Genomic DNA, 17,909 nt, shown 5'->3' on the forward strand with positions numbered 1-17,909 from the left:
GTTGAGTCCCGTACAGTACAGAACTCAGTCCTTAAAAGCCGCTTAATTAATTCGTCCAACTTTATGGGGTCAGATCATACGGCGGGTTTTTTATGATCACTATTTGCCTGAGATGATATGAATGAGGTGGTTCGGGATAAATCGAAAAAGATCTGGTGGAGAGTCCGATAAAAATGGATGAATTTGCAAACGCACTAAGCATTTTTGCCATATGTGTCGCATTGATAAATTCAGATACTGAAGATCGCTCGGTTAAATGTTAGGAAAGAGACATGACTCAAGTGACGACAGAAAAATTATATCAACATCGTCCAAAAGCACAGGGTATTACAATTCGACGTTTGCAATTCAACCCCAAAGCCATTTGCCGACATTATTTTGCCAATTCACCAGTCATGTCGCATTTGCTGACAGCATTGTCTTCGACCTTTCCCATAGGTGAGCAGTTCTTTGTGCATAGTGTGCGCAATGTCCGTGATCAGGTGAAGGATGAAAATCTGCAAGCGCAGATTGCGGCATTTATTGGTCAAGAGGCGATGCATTCTCAAGCACACACGGCATTTAACGCTGCTTGGCGACGGGATGATTATAATCTCGATCGTTTTCAGGCGTGGTTGGCGCGTAAAGATGATTATGTGAAAAACCTGCATCCTAAAATTCAGCTCGCAATCACCTGCGCTTTTGAGCATTTTACCGCACTTTTAGGTGGTTATATTTTAAGGCATCCTGAGGTATTGAGTACCTTGGATGATGATGCCGTTAAACTTTGGGTCTGGCATGCCATTGAAGAAATTGAGCATCGCTCGGTGGCGTTCGATGTTTATCAAGATGTCTATGGCGATAACAAGATTCGTCGTTTAATTATGCGCAGTGTAACGACAGGTTTCGCCAGTTTAACTTTTTATTCAGCCAGCCGTTTATTTTTACAAGACCTTAAAAAGAGTATGCCTAAATTGGGCGGGAATCTCTTTGGATTGTATTTACTGGCCAAGATGTTTGTGCAATTGCTGCCTGAATATTTGTCCTATTATAAAAGCAACTTTCATCCCTCAGAGATTGATTACGCCCAACTGTTGAAATACTGGAAAACCCGTTTGGCAGAAGACTATCAACTAGAAGGTTTTCAGCAGGAGTTGCACGCGGTTGTTTAGTTTAAGTTTAAAAAACGAATAATCAAAACCGAGTCAAGATCACTCGGTTTTTCATTTTTAAAAGCTTTAACTAAATGCAACAAAAGGGTATTCAAATATGTTTACAATCAGGTTATTGCAATAAATACAAAAGAAAGAGGATAGTTGAATGAATTTTATGAAAAAAACTGCTGTCGTTGTTGCCCTTGCGAGCACCTTAACCCTATCGGGCTGTGGTTATAATACCTTACAGGTCAAAGATGAGGCAGTTACAGCAGCATGGTCAGAAGTACAAAACCAATATCAACGCCGTGCAGATTTGGTGCCGAACTTGGTGAATGTGGTAAAGGGTTATGCCAAACATGAAGAACAAGTCCTAACCGAAGTCACACAGGCTCGTGCCAATGTCGCGGGTTTAAAAGTCGATAAAGAGGTATTAGAAGACCCTGCATTATTCCAAAAATATCAAGAAGCGCAGGCGCAAATGACAGGAGCATTGTCGCGTTTAATTGCAGTCTCAGAAAACTATCCTGACTTAAAAGCCAATGAGCAATTCCGTGATCTACAGGTTCAACTCGAAGGTACCGAAAACCGTATTGCTGTCGCGCGTAATCGCTATATTACTACGGTGCAAGACTTTAACTCCTATTCACGCCAGTTCCCACAAGTCATGACCGCCAAGGTGATTGGTATGGACACCAAACCGAACTTTAGTGCGGAGCAAAGTGCACAAAAAGCACCAACGGTATCATTTAACTAAGTCGGGTTTCTTGTCGTTATGAATAGAGGGTGAATGAATGAAGGGAGCACAACAGGGGAAACGGTTTCCGTATCAATGGATGGTTGCATTCATTTTATCAGGACTGTTGTGTCTAAGTTCATTAACGTGGGCGGAGGTTGCGACTGCAACAGATAGTGCGACTGAAACAGTCATCGCTGGAAAGATGATCCAAGATCAGCAAGCAGAGACCTCCAATAACGTGACTTCTAAAAGCGCTGATGCTGTATCTCAACCGCTTGTTGCGAATGATATGGCAGAGGGCGAGTCGATACGGGCCTTACCGACTTTAAATGCGCCAGTAATCGACCAAGCTCACGTCCTCAGTGTTGAAGAACAACAAGCGATTGGTCAAAAAATTCGTGCTTTACATGATACAGGAAAGGCACAAATAGGCGTGGTGATAGTTCCGAGCACAGGGCAAGAGGATATTTTCAGTTTTGCCATGCGTATTGCAGACCAATGGCAACTTGGTTCGGCCAAACAGGACAATGGTTTATTGATTGCAATTGCTATTAATGATCGGCGCATTCAGATTCTTACAGGCTATGGCTTGGAAGGGGTCATTCCTGACATTATTGCGAACCGTATTATTAACCAACAAATCACCCCCTATTTTAAACAAGGTCAGTATGCCCAAGGGATTAACGCAGGACTGACTGAAATTGAACGTATTTTAAATCTTGACCCTGAAGTTGCGGCTCAAGCAGCGCAAGAGCTACAACAACGTCAAGACCAAGCCAATCGGGAACAAGAAGCCAAAAGTAAAACGTTGAGTACTGCTTTATTTATTCTCATTGCAGGGGCAATTGGATCTTTGGTGGTGGGGAAGCGTTTAAGTGCGTCAACTGCTGCAGTTGCAGGAATAGTTGCAGGTTTGGTGAATGGAGCAGGCTTAATCACCAGCTTACTGATTGGGGGGGGGATTTTTTTTCTACTCATCACCACCTTAGCCCAAACAATTTTTCAGCTTTTTCTTTCCTCTGGCGGTGGAGGTGGGCGTGGAGGTCGTGGTGGCGGTGGTTTTGGCGGAGGTGGATATAGTGGCGGGGGCGGTGGATTCGGCGGTGGAGGAGCATCAGGGTCATGGTAACAACAACGGAAACGACGGAAATCGTCACTGAACCAAAGTTAGATGAAGCAATACAACCCAGTTTTAAACGGTGGTTAAAGCATTTATTGCATATGCCTGCGAGTAAACGTTTTTTTAATCAGCAAGATCAACATGCAATTGCGCAAGCCGTGGTAAATGCTGAACAGGGCCATGTTGGGGAAATCCAAGTGGTGATCGAAGGGCACATGCCTGCTCGAGAGGCTTATTATCTAGACACACGTGGACGTGCCAAACAGCTTTTTGCTGAGCTTGGGGTGTGGGATACTGAGTTTAACAGTGGGATTTTGTTATACCTTAATTTGTGTGAGCGTAAGGTTGAAATTGTTATAGATCGTGGCATACAACAAGCCACGACACAGCTAGTATGGGATGAGGTTTGCCAGTCCATTATTACGAAAATGGCACAACAGCAGTATCGACAGGCTTTGCTTGATGGTGTAATTCAAATTGGGATAATTTTGGATCGGTTTTATGCCAATAAAATACAGGATCAAAACGATGAACTTGAGAACGCCCCAATCATGCTGAACTAAAATGTGATAAAGTTGACATTCTTTGTCACTTTGTCACATAAAAAAACAAAGCACAAAAAATAATTTTTTAAATAGTGAAATAAAGTGCTGTTTTTTATTTGAAAATAAATATAATAAAAGTTGGCATAATACATGCTAATTACAATGTAGCCTTAAAAGCTTATAAAAAATTAACAAAACATTTGTGGAGAATGTTATGAAATCAGTTCAACAGGGTTTCACCCTTATCGAGCTCATGATCGTTGTTGCAATTATCGGTATTCTTGCCGCGATTGCAATTCCTGCGTATCAAGACTATGTAATCCGTACACAAGTTGGTGAAGGTGTTAACTTAATGGCTGGCGCTAAATCAGGTGTTGCTGACTTCTGGGCAGACAAAGGCCGTTTCCCTGCTAGTAATGGTTCTGCTGGTGTGCCAACGGCAGGTTCTATTGTAGGAACTTATGTGCAAAGCGTTACTGTAGGTGCTAATGGGGCTATTACAGCATTGTATGGTCGTAATGTAAACTCGAAAATTAATAATGGAACCTGTACAGTTACGCCACGTGATGCTGGTGGTAGCGTGGTTTGGACTGGGCGTTGTTCTTTTGATACTAAATGGGCGCCGAAAGCTTTCCGTCCTTCTTAATTTAAAGACAATAAAAAATCCAGCTTTATGCTGGATTTTTTATATAAAGTGTATATTCATGGGAACGATGATTTGAACATACAAGTTAAAAAAGCACAAAAAATACAACTATGCTGTGTATTCTTATTGGTCATAACTCTCTGTTTATATTTTATTTATGCTCAAGCAAAGGGATTAACTTGGCAATTTGATGATTTTGCTAATTTAAAAGGTTTGGCAACTGCTGATAGTTATCAAGGCATTATCAATTTTGTATTTGGTGGTGGTGCAGGGCCTACAGGCCGGCCAATTTCTTTATTGAGTTTTATTCCAAATGTGAATGATTGGCCCAATAATCCATGGGGATTTGTGCAAGTTTCACTATTCTGGCACGTATTAAATAGTCTCTTGGTTTTTTTTATCGCCTATAAGCTTTTTAGCATTCAAGATAAATTCCAAAATAATGCATGGTGGATGGCTTGTTTTACGACTTTTTTTTGGTGTTTTTCACCAATGCAGGTGAGTTCAATACTCATGCCTGTACAACGGATGACGCTCGTTTCTGCCTTTTTTAGTCTTATAACTTTAGCCTATTATATATGGTGGCGTATCAAATATGCTGGTAAGAGCAGTTTGTGGCAACTTGTCACTATGAGTCTGTTTGTATCATTAGGTGTATTATTAAGTCTATATTCTAAAGAAAATGGGGTTTTAACCATCCTTTATATTGGGTTGTGTGAAATTCTTTTGTTGAACGACTTAGCTAAACCAGTATATAAAAAATTATGGTTTTTTTGGTCTAAATTGTCATTAATAATTGTTCCTCTTTTCTTGTTGCTTTATGGGCTTGTAACATGGAAGGGTATTACAAATAATTTTAATTATTATAGAGAGTTTGATTTATCAGAAAGATTAGCAACAGAATTAATTATATTATTTGATTATATTAAGCAGATTGTTATACCTAGAGCAATTGATTTTGGACCATTTCATGATGATTATAAGATATATGATTGGTCAATGTACCAAACATGGCTAGCCCTAAGTTTCTGGGTTTTAATTATTATATCGGTAGTATATTTATTTATAAAAAACCCTAAGACTGTTTGGGTGAAATTTCTAACATTTTCTATTTTATTTTTTTTAGCGGCTCATTTAATAGAATCTACATTTATTCCACTAGAGTTATACTTTGAACATAGGAATTATGTTGCAATACTTGGGGTTTCACTTTTAATAGCTGTTTTGATTGCTGAAAGTTTATATGTTGTAACATCTAAGTTTATTGTTTGGTTTTTTGTTTTTATTTACAGTGCTATTCAGATTTATTCAACCCAGCAAGTAACATCCATTTGGGGGCAACCATTAGTTGCTGCTGAATTATGGGCTATGCGACATCCCGAGTCTGCACGAGCAATTCAGACCTTATCATGGCAATACCGTTTATATGATTTTGAAGATGCGTCTATTAAAATTTTAAATGAATTTTATCAGAAGCATCCTGAACATATTAGCGTTGGTATGGGTACTATGATACAAATGTGCTCAACTAGTGCACATAGTCCAAAGAATCTAAAAGTATATTTCTATGGCTTAATTGACCATTCTTCAAAAGTTAAAGCGCCTTTGGAGTTAACTACGGGTCTTGCTTCTCTTGGAGGATTAATTCGAGAGGGGCGCTGTACTGGAGTTGCTCTCGATGATTACCAGAACTTTTTATATAAATTGTTGACACTACCACGAGTGCAAAAAAATCCTAAAATTAGACATCATATAAACTATGAAATTGCACTAAATTATCAATATTCTGGTAATCAGCAGTTATATATTGATTTTGCTAAGAAAGCATTTTATGACTATCCGAGCCTTTCTATTGCGCAGATAATTGCCTTAAAACTATTTCAGATGCATGAGAATCAGGCTGCAATGAGATGGATAGATGAATCACTATCTTATGCGCCTACGAATGCTGCTAAGAAATCTTGGATAGTTAGTCTTAGTAGTTTAAAAAACTCTATTAAACAAACAGATGAGTCTTTAAAAATTGTGGATAAGAGTCATGAATAAAATTACAGTGGTTCTACCAGCCAAAAACGAAGCGGGGGCTATTCTGCAGACAGTTAAGGCAATTAAGCAACTTAATAGAGTTGATGAAATTATTGTGGTCAATGATGGTTCAACTGATGATACTGCACAGATTGCAGAACAAGCAGGTGCTAAAGTAATTAACCATCCTTATTCCAAAGGGAATGGTGCTGCTATAAAAACTGGTGCGAGAAATGCAATAGGTGATGTCATTGTATTTATGGATGCTGATGGTCAGCATGATGCCAATGATATTCTTAAACTCATTGAAAAAATTGAACAAGGGTATGACCTTGTTGTAGGTGCCCGTCAGAAAGGATCACAAGCCAGTGTGGGGCGTGGTATAGCAAATAAACTTTATAATAATCTAGCCTCATACATGTCTGAACATCAGGTCGAAGATTTAACTTCAGGATTTAGGGCAGTACGTGCAGAGAAATTTAAGGAGTTTATCTATTTATTGCCAAATGGCTTCTCATACCCTACAACGAGTACTATGGCATTTTTTAGAGCTGGGTATTCTGTGACATACGTACCGATACATGCTGCAAAGCGAATTGGAAAGAGTCATATTCATCCTATAAAAGACAGTGTTCGATTTTTTCTAATTATCTTTAAAATTGCGACGTTATATTCACCTTTAAAAATGTTTTTACCATTTGCTATATTACTTTTTGCTTTAGGATCAGGTTGGTATGGATATACTTTATATGAATATCAGCGTTTTACAAATATGAGTGCTTTGTTGTATACGGGCAGTATTATGATTTTCTTAATGGGACTGATCTCTGAGCAGATTACGAGTCTGATGTATAAAGATAGTGAATAATCATATATGCAAAATATTATTTTACGTTTATGGGGGAGTTTGACGCCCTTAGAACGAAGAAAATTTATAATAGTTTTGATTTTAACAATATTAATGGCTTTTTTAGAAATGTTGGGTGTAATTTCTATTGTGCCATTTTTAGCTGTTCTTTCAAGTCCAGATATTATTCAAAGTGATCCGAGAATTCACTATTTTTATCAAATATTGAATTCAAGTTCTTATGCTAATTTTGTTATTAAATTGGGCATATTTTCTATGATATTAATTTTAACTTCTGCTTTATTTAAAATTATTCATAGCTATGGAACAAGTCGTTTTATTAGTTTGCAACGCCACTATCTTTCAACACGATTATTGTCGATATATTTGAAACAAGATTATGAATTTTTTATACAAAAAAATAGCTCAGAATTAACAAAAAATATCCTTTCTCAAATTGATCAACTTGTAGATAATATTATTCAACCTATTATGACCATTATTTCTTATGGTTTGGTTATTGTTGCAATGATTGTTTTGATATTTTTGCACAACCCTTATATGGCAATTACGGCAGCTATTTTGTTTTTTATGGTATATGTTGTAATTTATTTAGGTGTCAGAAAATTTTTAAGCCGAATTGGACATGAATTTCATCATTCAAATAGTGAACGTTTCAAAGCATGTAATGAAGTACTGGGTGGAATTAAGGATGTAAAAATTAATCAAGCGGATCAGGGTTATTTAAAGCACTTTCAAGAACAATCTCGAATTTTTGCACGCCATCTTGCTGCAAATCAGACAATAGGAAATGTTCCACTATTAATGGTAGAAGCAATTGGGTATTGTGCAATTATTGGATTGGCAGTTAGTCTGGTTTTAAATAATCAAAATATTTCGACAATATTGCCATCTCTAGGTTTATTTGGTTTTGCTGCTTACCGTATGTTGCCTGCAGCACAAAATATTTATCGTGCTGTATCTAGTATGCGTTTTTCATTGGAATCAGCGAATAAAGTTTTGAATGATTTGTATTTACCAACTCAAGTAGAGCAAGAACAGGATTATTCGCAATTAAAATTTAGGCACCAAATTGAATTACGACAAGTAAGTTATGCTTACCCGACTTATCCCGAAAAAAATGTATTAGAACAATTTAATCTTGTTATTCCTTATAAGAGTAGTATTGGAATTATTGGAAAGAGTGGGTCCGGCAAAAGCACATTAATGGATATAATGTTGGGGTTGTTGCAACCACAACACGGTGCATTGTTGGTCGATGGTGAGGTGATCAATAAAAAAAATGCTCATTTGTGGCAAAATTTGGTGGGTTATATCCCTCAGTTTATTTATTTAGCAGATGATACAGTTGCGCAAAATATTGCGTTTGGTACCCCAAAAGATAGTATTGACCTAGATGCTGTAGTAAAAGCAGCAAAGGCTGCACAAATTCATGATTTTATCGTGCATAATTTAAAAGATGGTTATGATACTTTTGTAGGCGAGCGTGGGGTTATGCTTTCTGGTGGGCAGCGTCAACGTATAGGTATTGCTCGGGCTTTATATAAAGACCCTCAAGTGTTGTTTATGGATGAAGCAACCAGTGCTTTAGATACAGAAACTGAGCAAGCAGTAAATGAGGCTATTCAGGGGCTAAGTGGGGAAAAAACTATGGTAATTATTGCACATCGAGAGAGTGCTGTGGCAAGGTGTAATGATATATTATCCCTTAATTAGTTAACTACACTTTAAAATATTAATTTATGAGGAATATAGTGGATATAGATTTTGTTGTAACTTGGGTTAATAATGAAGATAAAGAGTGGATAGATAGTTATAATTTTTATAAAAAAAAGCAGTCTAATATAAATTTTAATGAAAATGATGAGTCGAGATTTCGAGACTGGAGTATTTTTAACTTCTGGTTTAGGTCTGTTGAGTTATATTGCCCTTGGGTCAGGAAAATTCATCTAGTAACATGCGATCATTATCCTAATTGGCTTAACTTAAATCATCCAAAAATTAATTTAGTTAAACACAAAGATATTATACCAAATGAATTTCTACCTACTTTTAATTCTCAAGTAATTGAATTGTTTTTGCATAATATTAATGGACTTTCTGAACATTTTGTATATTTTAATGATGATATGTTTGTAAATTCTGAATTGGATGAAAAACACTTTTTTAGAGATGGATTGCCATGTGATACATTATTCATGGAACCATTGTTTCAAATAGGTAACGAAAATTTATGGAGTAAAGTAAGGCATAATGGAGTTAGTATTGTTAATAAATATTTTAATAAGAAAGAAGTTGGGTATAAAAATTTAGGAAAATTTTTTAACACTTCTTATAACTTTGAAATTCTTCTAAAGAATTTTTTCCAGTTCCCTTACGGTTTTTTTTCATCATTTCATGATTATCATCTTTCACAACCTTTGTTAAAAAGTAGCTTTAAGGATGTGTGGTTTCTTGAAGAAGATTATTTAAAAAAATGTTCAATGAATAAATTTAGAACAAGTAATGAGGTTAACCAATACTTGTTTAGATATTGGCATCTTGTTCAAGGTAAATTTTCTGTTATAGATAAATCTAAATCTGGATATGCATTATTTTTAGATGAAAATAATTATTATAAGCTTCCAGGGATTTTAAATTCAAAATATAGAGAAATATGTATAAATGATGGAGAAAATACAAAAAATTTTAAATTCTTGCAGTCATACGTTTTACAAGAATTCAGAAATAAATTTCCAGAAAAATCAAAATTTGAAGTTTTCTAATGAATTACTTTTTAGTATTAATCTAGGGTTTTAATTTTAATATGTCAAAAATACCAAAAATAATTCATCAAACTTATAGCTCACCAGTTCTTCCTGATGAATTAGAAAGTATTTCGCGGGATTTGAGGCTGAGAAACCCAGATTGGGAATATAGATTTTATGATGAGGAGGCGCGATCTTCTTTTATTTCGAAAAATTATGATCCTGAAGTTTATAGTATTTATAATTCTATAAATCCTTCTTATGGAGCTGCAAGAGCTGATTTATTTCGTTATTTAGTATTGTATAAAGAAGGGGGAGTTTATCTTGATATAAAAAGCTCATGTTCAGTCCCTCTTTCAGATCTAATAGATGAAAATGATGAGTTCTTTATTTCGAATTGGCCTAATTTAAAAGGTGAGGAATTCTATGGGGCTGGCTTATTGAAAGAATTACAAGATATTGAATATGGAGAGTATCAGCAATGGTATATTATATCAAAACCTAACTCTCCCTTTTTAAAAGCAGTAATTGATAAGGTTCTATCCAATATAAAAGACTATACTCCTTGGAAAGTTGGTGTTGCTAAAGTGGGGGTTCTTCGTCTAACAGGCCCAATACCTTATACTTTAGCAATACACCCATTGTTGAATAAATATAGCCATAGGTATGTAAGAAAACATGATGATTTTAATTTAAAGTATAGTATGTTGACTACCCAAAAAACGCATATAAAGTTGATGAAAAGTCACTATAGTCTTTGTTCAGAACCAATTAGAATTCCTCGGACGAGAAAAGAAGTTTTATATTATAAAACGTTTATTCTTGCTAGATTTTTTATTAGAACTATTTTGAGAAGAGATACAGAATATTTTAAATTTAATGAGCGATTAAAAATCCTGTATTATAATCTTACTAAATTTTAATTATACGATTGTTATGAATATTTATTTATTGGTGGTAACTTTTAATAGGAAATTTCTATTAATAGACTGTTTGCAAGCATTATTACTACAAACATTGAGTCCATCAAAAATATTGATTGTTGATAATGCTTCAACAGATGGAACAATTGAAACATTAAAACAAAATGGTTGGTTAGAGCAGCCAAAAATTCAGTTAATTGCTTTGAAAGAAAATACAGGTGGAGCAGGAGGTTTTTCTTCTGGTATGCAGTACGCTTTTGAGCAAGGTGCAGACTATGTGTGGATGATGGATGATGATGCTGTTCCTCATCCTACCGCCTTAGAAGAAATTATGCGGCATGCAACACCTGAACATATTTATGGTTCACTGGCTGTAAATGGAGAAGACACTGCGTGGGCAACCACATTATTGGCTAACAATAAGACGGTTCATCTAAAAAATCATGTTCCTGAATTAGCAGAAGTGCAATCTTTGCCATTTCTAGGTTTCTTAACCAGTAAAGAAATCTATCAAAACATTGGTTTGCCAGATGCTTCATACTTTATTGCAGCTGATGATGTTGAATATTGTATGCGTGCGCAGCATGCAGGGCATAAAATTTTTATTTGCGGGCAAAGCCAAATTGAGCATCCAAAATCGGATCGTTATGAGGCTAATATTTTAGGGAAAAAAATTACTTATTTAAATTTAGTACCATGGAAGCGTTATTACGATACACGTAATCGGCTCCTTATTGCTAAGAAATACTATGGTCTTAAACTTTATACTCAAACAATTCCAAGTTTGATTTTTCGTTTAATTCTAGCGTTAAGAAGTGGAAAAAATCGGTCAAAGCAACTTAAAGCATTTTTTGCTGGTTTTTATGATGGTGTATTTCATAATACTGGAAGACGTCATGATAAGTGGGATTTATAAGGAAATAGTATGCAGTTTTTAATTGTTGGGGCTGGTTTTTCTGGTGCGGTTTCTGCGCGAGAGTTAGCAGAAGCAGGACATCAAGTATTAGTCGTTGACCGTCGCAACCATATTGGTGGCAATGCTTATGATGTTAAAGATTCACATGATATCTTGATTCATCAATACGGACCACATATTTTTCATACGAACAGTGAACGTATTTTTAACTATCTATCGCAATTTACCGAGTGGCGCCACTATGAACATCGTGTTCGTGGTGTGGTAGAGGGCAAAGAATATCCGTTTCCAATCAATCGAGATACTTTAAATCAGCTTTATAGTCTAGATTTAACCGAGCAGCAAGCTGCTGAATATTTTGAAAAAGTACGTGAACCGTGTGATTCGATAAAGACCAGTGAGGATGTTGTGCTTAACTCGGTTGGGCGTGATTTATATGAAAAATTCTTTCTGAACTATACAAAAAAACAATGGGGGCTAGATCCGTCCCAGTTAAAGGCAGGTGTGGCAGCACGTATACCAACACGAACCAATACAGATGACCGCTACTTTACTGACACATATCAGGCCATGCCATTGCATGGTTATACGGCTATGTTTGAAAATATGCTGAAACATCCAAATATTACAGTCCAATTAAGCACAGATTATAAAGACTTACTGGCACAAAATATTAAGTATGATCATCTGGTCTATACAGGTCCAATAGATGCATTTTATGATTATCAATTTGGACATTTGCCATATCGTTCACTGCGCTTTGAACATGAGCATTTAAGCATTGAACACTACCAAAGTGTTGGAACAGTCAACTATCCAAATGACTATGACTTTACTCGAATTACAGAATTTAAGTATTTAACTGGGCAAAAGGCAGAGTCAACATCTATTGTGCGCGAATATCCTACGGATAAGGGTGACCCATACTACCCAATTCCACGTGATGAGAATGAAGAGCTATTTAAAAAATATCAGTTCCTTGCAAATGCAGAAGAGAAAATAACATTTGTTGGACGTTTGGCTGAGTATCGTTATTACAATATGGATCAAGTTGTAGGTGCTGCGTTAAATGCAGTAGACAAAATTTTGGAGAAAAAGTAATTGAAAATTGCATTCTTATGTAAACGACAATATATGTCTAAAGATGTGATTTTGGATAAATATGCTCGTTTATATGAGATACCGAATCAATTATCTTTGCTTGGCTATGATGTAGAGTGTTTTTGTCTGAGTTACCAATCACATGACGCAGGTATTTGGGATGAATCAGATGGAACTAAAAGTTTAAAGTGGCATTCTAAATCATATTTGGGTGTGAATAAGGTCAAGCTGTGTTTGTATCCATTTTATTTATTTAATCTACTTTCTAAAAATAAGCCAGATATTATCATTGCTGCATCTGATATACCCCATATCATTATGGGGAGTTGGTTAGCAAAAAAGTTAGATATCCCATTTGTGGTGGATCTTTATGATAATTTTGAAGCGTATGGACAGGCGAAAATTCCATTTTTTAAAAAATTATTTCAAAAAGCATTATCCAAAGCCAAGTTGATTTCGACAACTAGCAAGAGTTTGGCTGACAAAATTAAACGAGAGCAGCCTAAAGTTCCTGACGTGATCTCAATGCCTAGTGTTATTAATAAAGAAATTTTTAAACCCTTAGATAAGAACCAAGCACGGCAATTATTAAAATTGCCCTTGGATAAGCCATTAGTCGGTACTGCTGGTGGTTTAACTCGAATGAAGGGAATTGATGACTTATTTAATGCTTGGGAAATATTGAAAAGAGAAGATGAGCAAATTCACTTAGTATTAGCTGGACCAACAGAGTTAAACACGCCTTTGCCATCAGGAGATCGTGTGATTTATCTTGGCTTAATTTCCCATGAGAATGTTTCTAATCTCTTTAATGCCTTAGATGTGGGAGTTTTATGTATACCTGATGATGAGTTTGGGCGTTACTGTTTCCCACAAAAGGCCTATGAAATGCTGGCATGTGATTTAAGCGTCATATCTTCAACAATTGGGGATATGAAATTGCTACTAAATTACTCCCCTGAGCATTTATATGAAGTTGGAGATTTTCAGGGGCTAGCCAATAAAATAAAGAAACAGGCATATAAATCCCATAAACTTAGTGTACCAATTTTAGATTGGAGAAACGCATTAATTATATTTAATCAGAGTTTAAAGAAGATCATTTAAATTTTTTCCTAGATTTTTCCAGCTAAATTTTTTAGAGAACTCTTGACATTTAAGTGCTGTTATAGAAGATGAGTTTGTTAGTTCATTTATAACAGCTTCACTAAATTTTTTATAATTTCCAGCCTCAATTAAAATGCCACTTTCATTATTTTGAATTGCATCAGTAATGCCTCCGGTAGAAAAAGCAATACTCGGTGTGCCGTAAGTGGCAGCTTCTATGGCAACCATTCCAAAACCTTCGGGATCTTCAGGAATATGTTTTACTGGAAAAACGTTAATGTCAGCCAAATAATACCAAGCTGATAATAAGGAATCATCAGAGATATTGCCTACAAAAAGAATATTGCTTTGAATTGCATATTTTTCAGCCATTGAAATAATCGACTCTTTACTTTGTAAGTTTTTATTCAGAGAGTGAATGGGGGTGTCGCCAATAATCACAAGTATGGTCTCAGGGCAAGACTGAATGATAGTTGGTAGTGAATAGTCTACAAACTCTAGAATTCCCTTGCGCGCAGTTAAACGACCAACAGAAATAAGTATTTTTTTATTGTTTAAATCATATTTGTTTTTTATGTAATTAATAAGAGTTTGATCTTTTTCTATGGGAGGGAATGTGACACCTGGATGTATAATAGTTAACTTATTATATGAGACACCTTTGTGCAGACAGATATCCTGTGTAGGTGTGCTGTTAGCTACCACTTTATCCGCCGAACGGATCATAGGTATCCAAATACGATTGTAAATTGGGTGGTTTGTTGCAATATCTAAACCATGAATGTAAACAATGCTTTTTTTGCGAAATATTTTTGCCCAAAAAACTACAATTGGTGCTGTTAAGCCACTGCCAGCAAAAATCACATCGGGTTTGTGTTTTAAGCAAATAAAAAATGTTTTAATAAATGCAAATATTAAAAATATAGCTAATGGATTTAATGGGGCTCCAAAAAAAGAACATTCTTTGGGAGAAAGCCTTTTAGCTTTTGTATGGCTTAAAATTAATACTTCATTTTTTAAGCTTAACTCATCGCCTATATGCCAATTAAGGCGCTCCATACCTCCTATTAAGGGAGGAAGGTTACGCGTAACTAATAAAATTTTCATTTGATGTGTCGTGTTTTTAATTAAATGGGTTTTCATTTTTTTTGAGATACTCAATTGCTATTTCTCTCGCTCCTCTATAAGTCATATGCTGGCTATCTCGGTAGAGCGGAATATTGTTTAAGGAGGAGTAACACTTATCAAGTTTGCAAATCATATCATTGAAGTTAATAACAATTAAACTTGGATGCTGTTTTTTTATAGTGTCTAAAGTACGGTCCCACTCCGAAAAATCCATTAAATATATACTTTTGTCGAAGTAGCATTTTTTTGATAGGTTTCTTAAATTGCAATGAATATCAATATCAACTAAAAAAGGGTTGTCATTGATTAAAACAGCTTTGGCGCCTATGCGTTGAATCTCAGTTATTGCATTTGAAAGTCCCTGCATAAATACAGCTTTTGATTTTAAATTTGGGTAATCTGGCGATGTGTAAATATTTCGTTCCCAGTTGTGAGGGAAGTAAGCTCCCATAACGACATATTTAGGTTTTTCTTGGGCTATCATTTTTAAAACATTTTTATTAATTTTATTGAAATCTTCGACTTTTTTAAGTTGTTTGGTCTTATTGTGATAGATGGAATTGTCTATATTTAGTAGAAATGCGGTAGATGAATGTGTGATTTCATATCCATGTAAATTGGCTTTAGTTGCTAAATAGTCAATAAAGCCTGATTGTGAGTTTGCATGGCTGTCTCCAACTAAGAATATATCAACTTTATTTTTTGTTTTATTACCTAAAAGGCAATCTTTACGGGGGTGTAAAGATTGATCAATACATTTTATATCATCTAGACCACCATTATTCTGTATTTTAGATGTGGGTTTATTATTATACATGGTAATTGAGTAAATAGTAGCCAATAATATAATAAGTGTTGATGGTAGTATAAATAGTGTAAGAATTGGTTGTTTTAAATTGGAATAATATTTCCTAATTCTTTTTTCTATAAATTCATAAGTAAGTGCTGCTAGGAAAATAGTGGAAATAAGAGTTAATGTTTTAACTAAAAATGATAAATTGACAGATAATAATGATAAATAGACAATAATTGGCCAATGCCATAAATACATTGGGTAAGAAATTTTACCTAAATATTTTACTGAATTTAAATATTTATAATCTAAAGATTGAGATGCATAAATGAAAACGGCAGCTAGTAAGCAGGGTATAAGTGCTGTATAAGATGGAAATAATGTGCTTGGATTTATCCAGTTGCTTATAAAAACTAAGCTAAGAAATATAATGCTTCCAATAAAAACAGATATATTTCTTTGAATTTTAATCTTTGGAACAAATACAAGCAATGCGCCAATTCCAAATTCAAAAACACGAGAGGGTAAAAGATAATATGCTGCTGTTGGATTTTCTTGAACAAGTATATGTGAAAAAAATAAAGAGCTAATTGTTAGGGCGATTATAGATAGTACTCTTGTTTTAAGTGAAAATTTCAAGATGAAGATAAAGAATAAAGGCCAGAATAAGTAAAATTGTTCTTCTAGGCTTAAAGACCAAAAATGAAGTAGAGGTGTTGATTTTGAAGAAATACTAAAATAGTTGTTTAGTAATGATGTGTAGTAAATGTTCGAAGTTAGAGTGAGTGAGGCTATAATCGTTTTTAGGTAGTTAATGGCTTCTTCAGGAGTCAAAATAATTAAAAAAAAGCTTGAGCTGGCAATCGTTACAGTAAAGAAAGCTGGTGCTAAACGTATTGTTCTTTTTTTATAAAAATTACTGTAAGAGAATTTCCCAGTTGTATTTTTCTCTTTAAGTAAATTTTGTGTAATCAGGTAGCCAGAAATGACAAAAAAGATATCTACACCAATAAACCCTCCAGAGAAATAGGGAAATTCTAAATGGTTAAATATGACAAGTAAAACGGCAAGAGCACGTAGAATATCGACATGAGGTTGATAAGGGGGATGCATGGATTTTTGGTAATTATATATTGAGCTTAAATATATAGTAAATTTTATAATATTTTTTTTAGTTTTAAATTATATTTTGCTTTGTATTGTACATATTTCTGCATAAATCTATTCAATTTATCCGTCAGCTCTATGTGTTTTTGAGTTCACATTTAATAGTTCTGTTATGAATGCTGGTGTTTCAGGCAAGAGGCTTATTTTTACAATGATGAATTATGCTGGTAATGGCTCTGCACATTGGGAGTGTGCATCTACAGAAATTAGGCAATTATATTTACCTACAGCGTGTAAAGGTATTTAATTTAAAGCCCGCTACAGCGGGCTTTAAAAAATTTACATCTGGCTCTGAATATAATTCTCAATACCCACAGTCTCAACCAAATCAAGCTGTGTGGTTGTCCAGTCTAACCATTCTTCTTCTTTTTCTAAGATTTCTTGCACAAGATCACGAGTGACATAGTCGAGCTGCTCTTCAGCGAGCTTCACAGCAGCTTGAATGGCTTCAATGTTCTCATTGACCTTACGTACATCACAGTTCAGTACTTCAACCGTGTGTTGCCCGATATAAAGTTTGCCTAAGTGTTGTAGGTTTGGTAAGCCTTCTAAAAAAAGAATACGCTCAATGATTTTATCGGCATGTTTCATTTGACGAATGGATTCTTTATATTCGGCAGAGCCAAGTTGCTCAATACCCCAGTCATTAAACATGCGCGAGTGAAGAAAATACTGGTTAATTGCAGTTAAATGATGATAAAGCACCTGATTTAACTGATTAATTACATCACGATTGCCTTTCATGAGGAAGCTCCATTCAAACTGCTGCTAAAAAATAATATCAATAACTTATGAGAAATATCTTAAACAACAATGCGATCTTTGGCGAGTAATTTATAGAACAGCAAATGAAAATCGCAATCAAAAGCATGCGGAATGAGAGTTGAATTTTCTGGTTACTTCAAGAAAAGAAAACCCGCCTAGAGTCATAAGCGGGGGAGGAGTTACTCA

17 protein-coding genes are annotated in these 17,909 nt (G+C 35.1%); 14 read left to right on the plus strand and 3 right to left on the minus strand.

What is annotated here, in order from left to right; all coding sequences use genetic code 11:
• The first annotated feature begins 272 nt into the window (after positions 1 to 272).
• The 13 genes from DPG01_RS01770 (at position 273) to DPG01_RS01830 (ending at position 13,870) form a co-directional block, all read left to right on the plus strand.
• Positions 273 to 1,151, plus strand: coding sequence for a metal-dependent hydrolase (locus tag DPG01_RS01770; protein WP_110974017.1), 879 nt, complete (start codon positions 273 to 275; stop codon positions 1,149 to 1,151).
• 148 nt (positions 1,152 to 1,299) lie between these two features.
• The gene (locus tag DPG01_RS01775) at positions 1,300 to 1,890 is read left to right on the plus strand and encodes a LemA family protein (protein ID WP_058870410.1); all 591 of its coding nucleotides are present in this window, start codon (positions 1,300 to 1,302) and stop codon (positions 1,888 to 1,890) included.
• Between the two features lie 37 nt (positions 1,891 to 1,927).
• Positions 1,928 to 3,001 (plus strand): TPM domain-containing protein, encoded by a 1,074-nt coding sequence (locus DPG01_RS01780; protein ID WP_110974018.1) that lies wholly within the window; start codon positions 1,928 to 1,930, stop codon positions 2,999 to 3,001.
• On the plus strand, positions 2,995 to 3,555 hold the full coding sequence (locus DPG01_RS01785; RefSeq protein WP_110974019.1) for a TPM domain-containing protein: 561 nt from the start codon (positions 2,995 to 2,997) through the stop codon (positions 3,553 to 3,555). Before DPG01_RS01780 ends, DPG01_RS01785 begins: the two co-directional genes overlap by 7 nt.
• Positions 3,556 to 3,751: 196 nt before the next feature.
• Positions 3,752 to 4,183: a pilin gene (locus DPG01_RS01790; RefSeq protein ID WP_110974020.1), complete on the plus strand. Its 432-nt coding sequence runs from the start codon at positions 3,752 to 3,754 to the stop codon at positions 4,181 to 4,183.
• A gap of 72 nt (positions 4,184 to 4,255) precedes the next feature.
• Positions 4,256 to 6,229, plus strand: coding sequence for a hypothetical protein (locus tag DPG01_RS01795; protein ID WP_162622316.1), 1,974 nt, complete (start codon positions 4,256 to 4,258; stop codon positions 6,227 to 6,229).
• The gene (locus DPG01_RS01800; RefSeq protein ID WP_110974022.1) at positions 6,222 to 7,076 is read left to right on the plus strand and encodes a glycosyltransferase family 2 protein; all 855 of its coding nucleotides are present in this window, start codon (positions 6,222 to 6,224) and stop codon (positions 7,074 to 7,076) included. Before DPG01_RS01795 ends, DPG01_RS01800 begins: the two co-directional genes overlap by 8 nt.
• 6 nt (positions 7,077 to 7,082) lie before the next feature.
• Positions 7,083 to 8,792: an ABC transporter ATP-binding protein gene (locus DPG01_RS01805; RefSeq protein WP_110974023.1), complete on the plus strand. Its 1,710-nt coding sequence runs from the start codon at positions 7,083 to 7,085 to the stop codon at positions 8,790 to 8,792.
• Positions 8,793 to 8,830: 38 nt separating this feature from the next.
• Positions 8,831 to 9,841 carry a stealth family protein gene (locus tag DPG01_RS01810; RefSeq protein WP_162622317.1) on the plus strand — a complete coding sequence of 337 codons (1,011 nt, stop codon included), beginning with the start codon at positions 8,831 to 8,833 and terminating at the stop codon, positions 9,839 to 9,841.
• A 41-nt stretch (positions 9,842 to 9,882) separates the two neighbouring features.
• Positions 9,883 to 10,746, plus strand: a complete 864-nt coding sequence (locus DPG01_RS01815; RefSeq protein ID WP_110974024.1) for a glycosyltransferase family 32 protein — start codon at positions 9,883 to 9,885, stop codon at positions 10,744 to 10,746.
• A 13-nt stretch (positions 10,747 to 10,759) separates the two neighbouring features.
• Positions 10,760 to 11,662: a glycosyltransferase family 2 protein gene (locus DPG01_RS01820; protein ID WP_110974025.1), complete on the plus strand. Its 903-nt coding sequence runs from the start codon at positions 10,760 to 10,762 to the stop codon at positions 11,660 to 11,662.
• 9 nt (positions 11,663 to 11,671) lie between these two features.
• On the plus strand, positions 11,672 to 12,763 hold the full coding sequence (glf, locus tag DPG01_RS01825) for a UDP-galactopyranose mutase (protein ID WP_110974026.1): 1,092 nt from the start codon (positions 11,672 to 11,674) through the stop codon (positions 12,761 to 12,763).
• Positions 12,764 to 12,796: 33 nt separating this feature from the next.
• Complete coding sequence (locus tag DPG01_RS01830) at positions 12,797 to 13,870, plus strand: glycosyltransferase (protein WP_228156953.1); 1,074 nt, start codon at positions 12,797 to 12,799, stop codon at positions 13,868 to 13,870.
• On the opposite strand, the gene DPG01_RS01835 is transcribed toward DPG01_RS01830, so the two are convergent.
• Positions 13,853 to 15,013, minus strand: coding sequence for a glycosyltransferase family 4 protein (locus tag DPG01_RS01835; RefSeq protein ID WP_110974028.1), 1,161 nt, complete (start codon positions 15,011 to 15,013; stop codon positions 13,853 to 13,855). The genes DPG01_RS01830 and DPG01_RS01835 overlap by 18 nt on opposite strands.
• A complete protein-coding gene (locus DPG01_RS01840; RefSeq protein WP_110974029.1) occupies positions 14,994 to 16,904 on the minus strand; it encodes an acyltransferase family protein in 1,911 nt (636 codons plus the stop codon). The genes DPG01_RS01835 and DPG01_RS01840 overlap by 20 nt, the downstream gene beginning before the upstream one ends.
• A 115-nt stretch (positions 16,905 to 17,019) precedes the next feature.
• Between DPG01_RS01840 and DPG01_RS01845 the strand changes: the two genes are divergently transcribed.
• Entirely contained in the window at positions 17,020 to 17,205 is a 186-nt protein-coding gene (locus DPG01_RS01845) for a pilin (RefSeq protein WP_228156956.1), read from the plus strand.
• Between the two features lie 32 nt (positions 17,206 to 17,237).
• Here the strand turns inward: DPG01_RS01845 and bfr are convergent, their stop codons facing one another.
• On the minus strand, positions 17,238 to 17,702 hold the full coding sequence (gene bfr / locus DPG01_RS01850; RefSeq protein ID WP_110974031.1) for a heteropolymeric bacterioferritin subunit Bfr: 465 nt from the start codon (positions 17,700 to 17,702) through the stop codon (positions 17,238 to 17,240).
• Positions 17,703 to 17,909: the final 207 nt, after the last annotated feature.

It is taken from the genome of Acinetobacter sp. WCHAc060042 (assembly GCF_003231195.1).
GTDB lineage: Bacteria > Pseudomonadota > Gammaproteobacteria > Pseudomonadales > Moraxellaceae > Acinetobacter.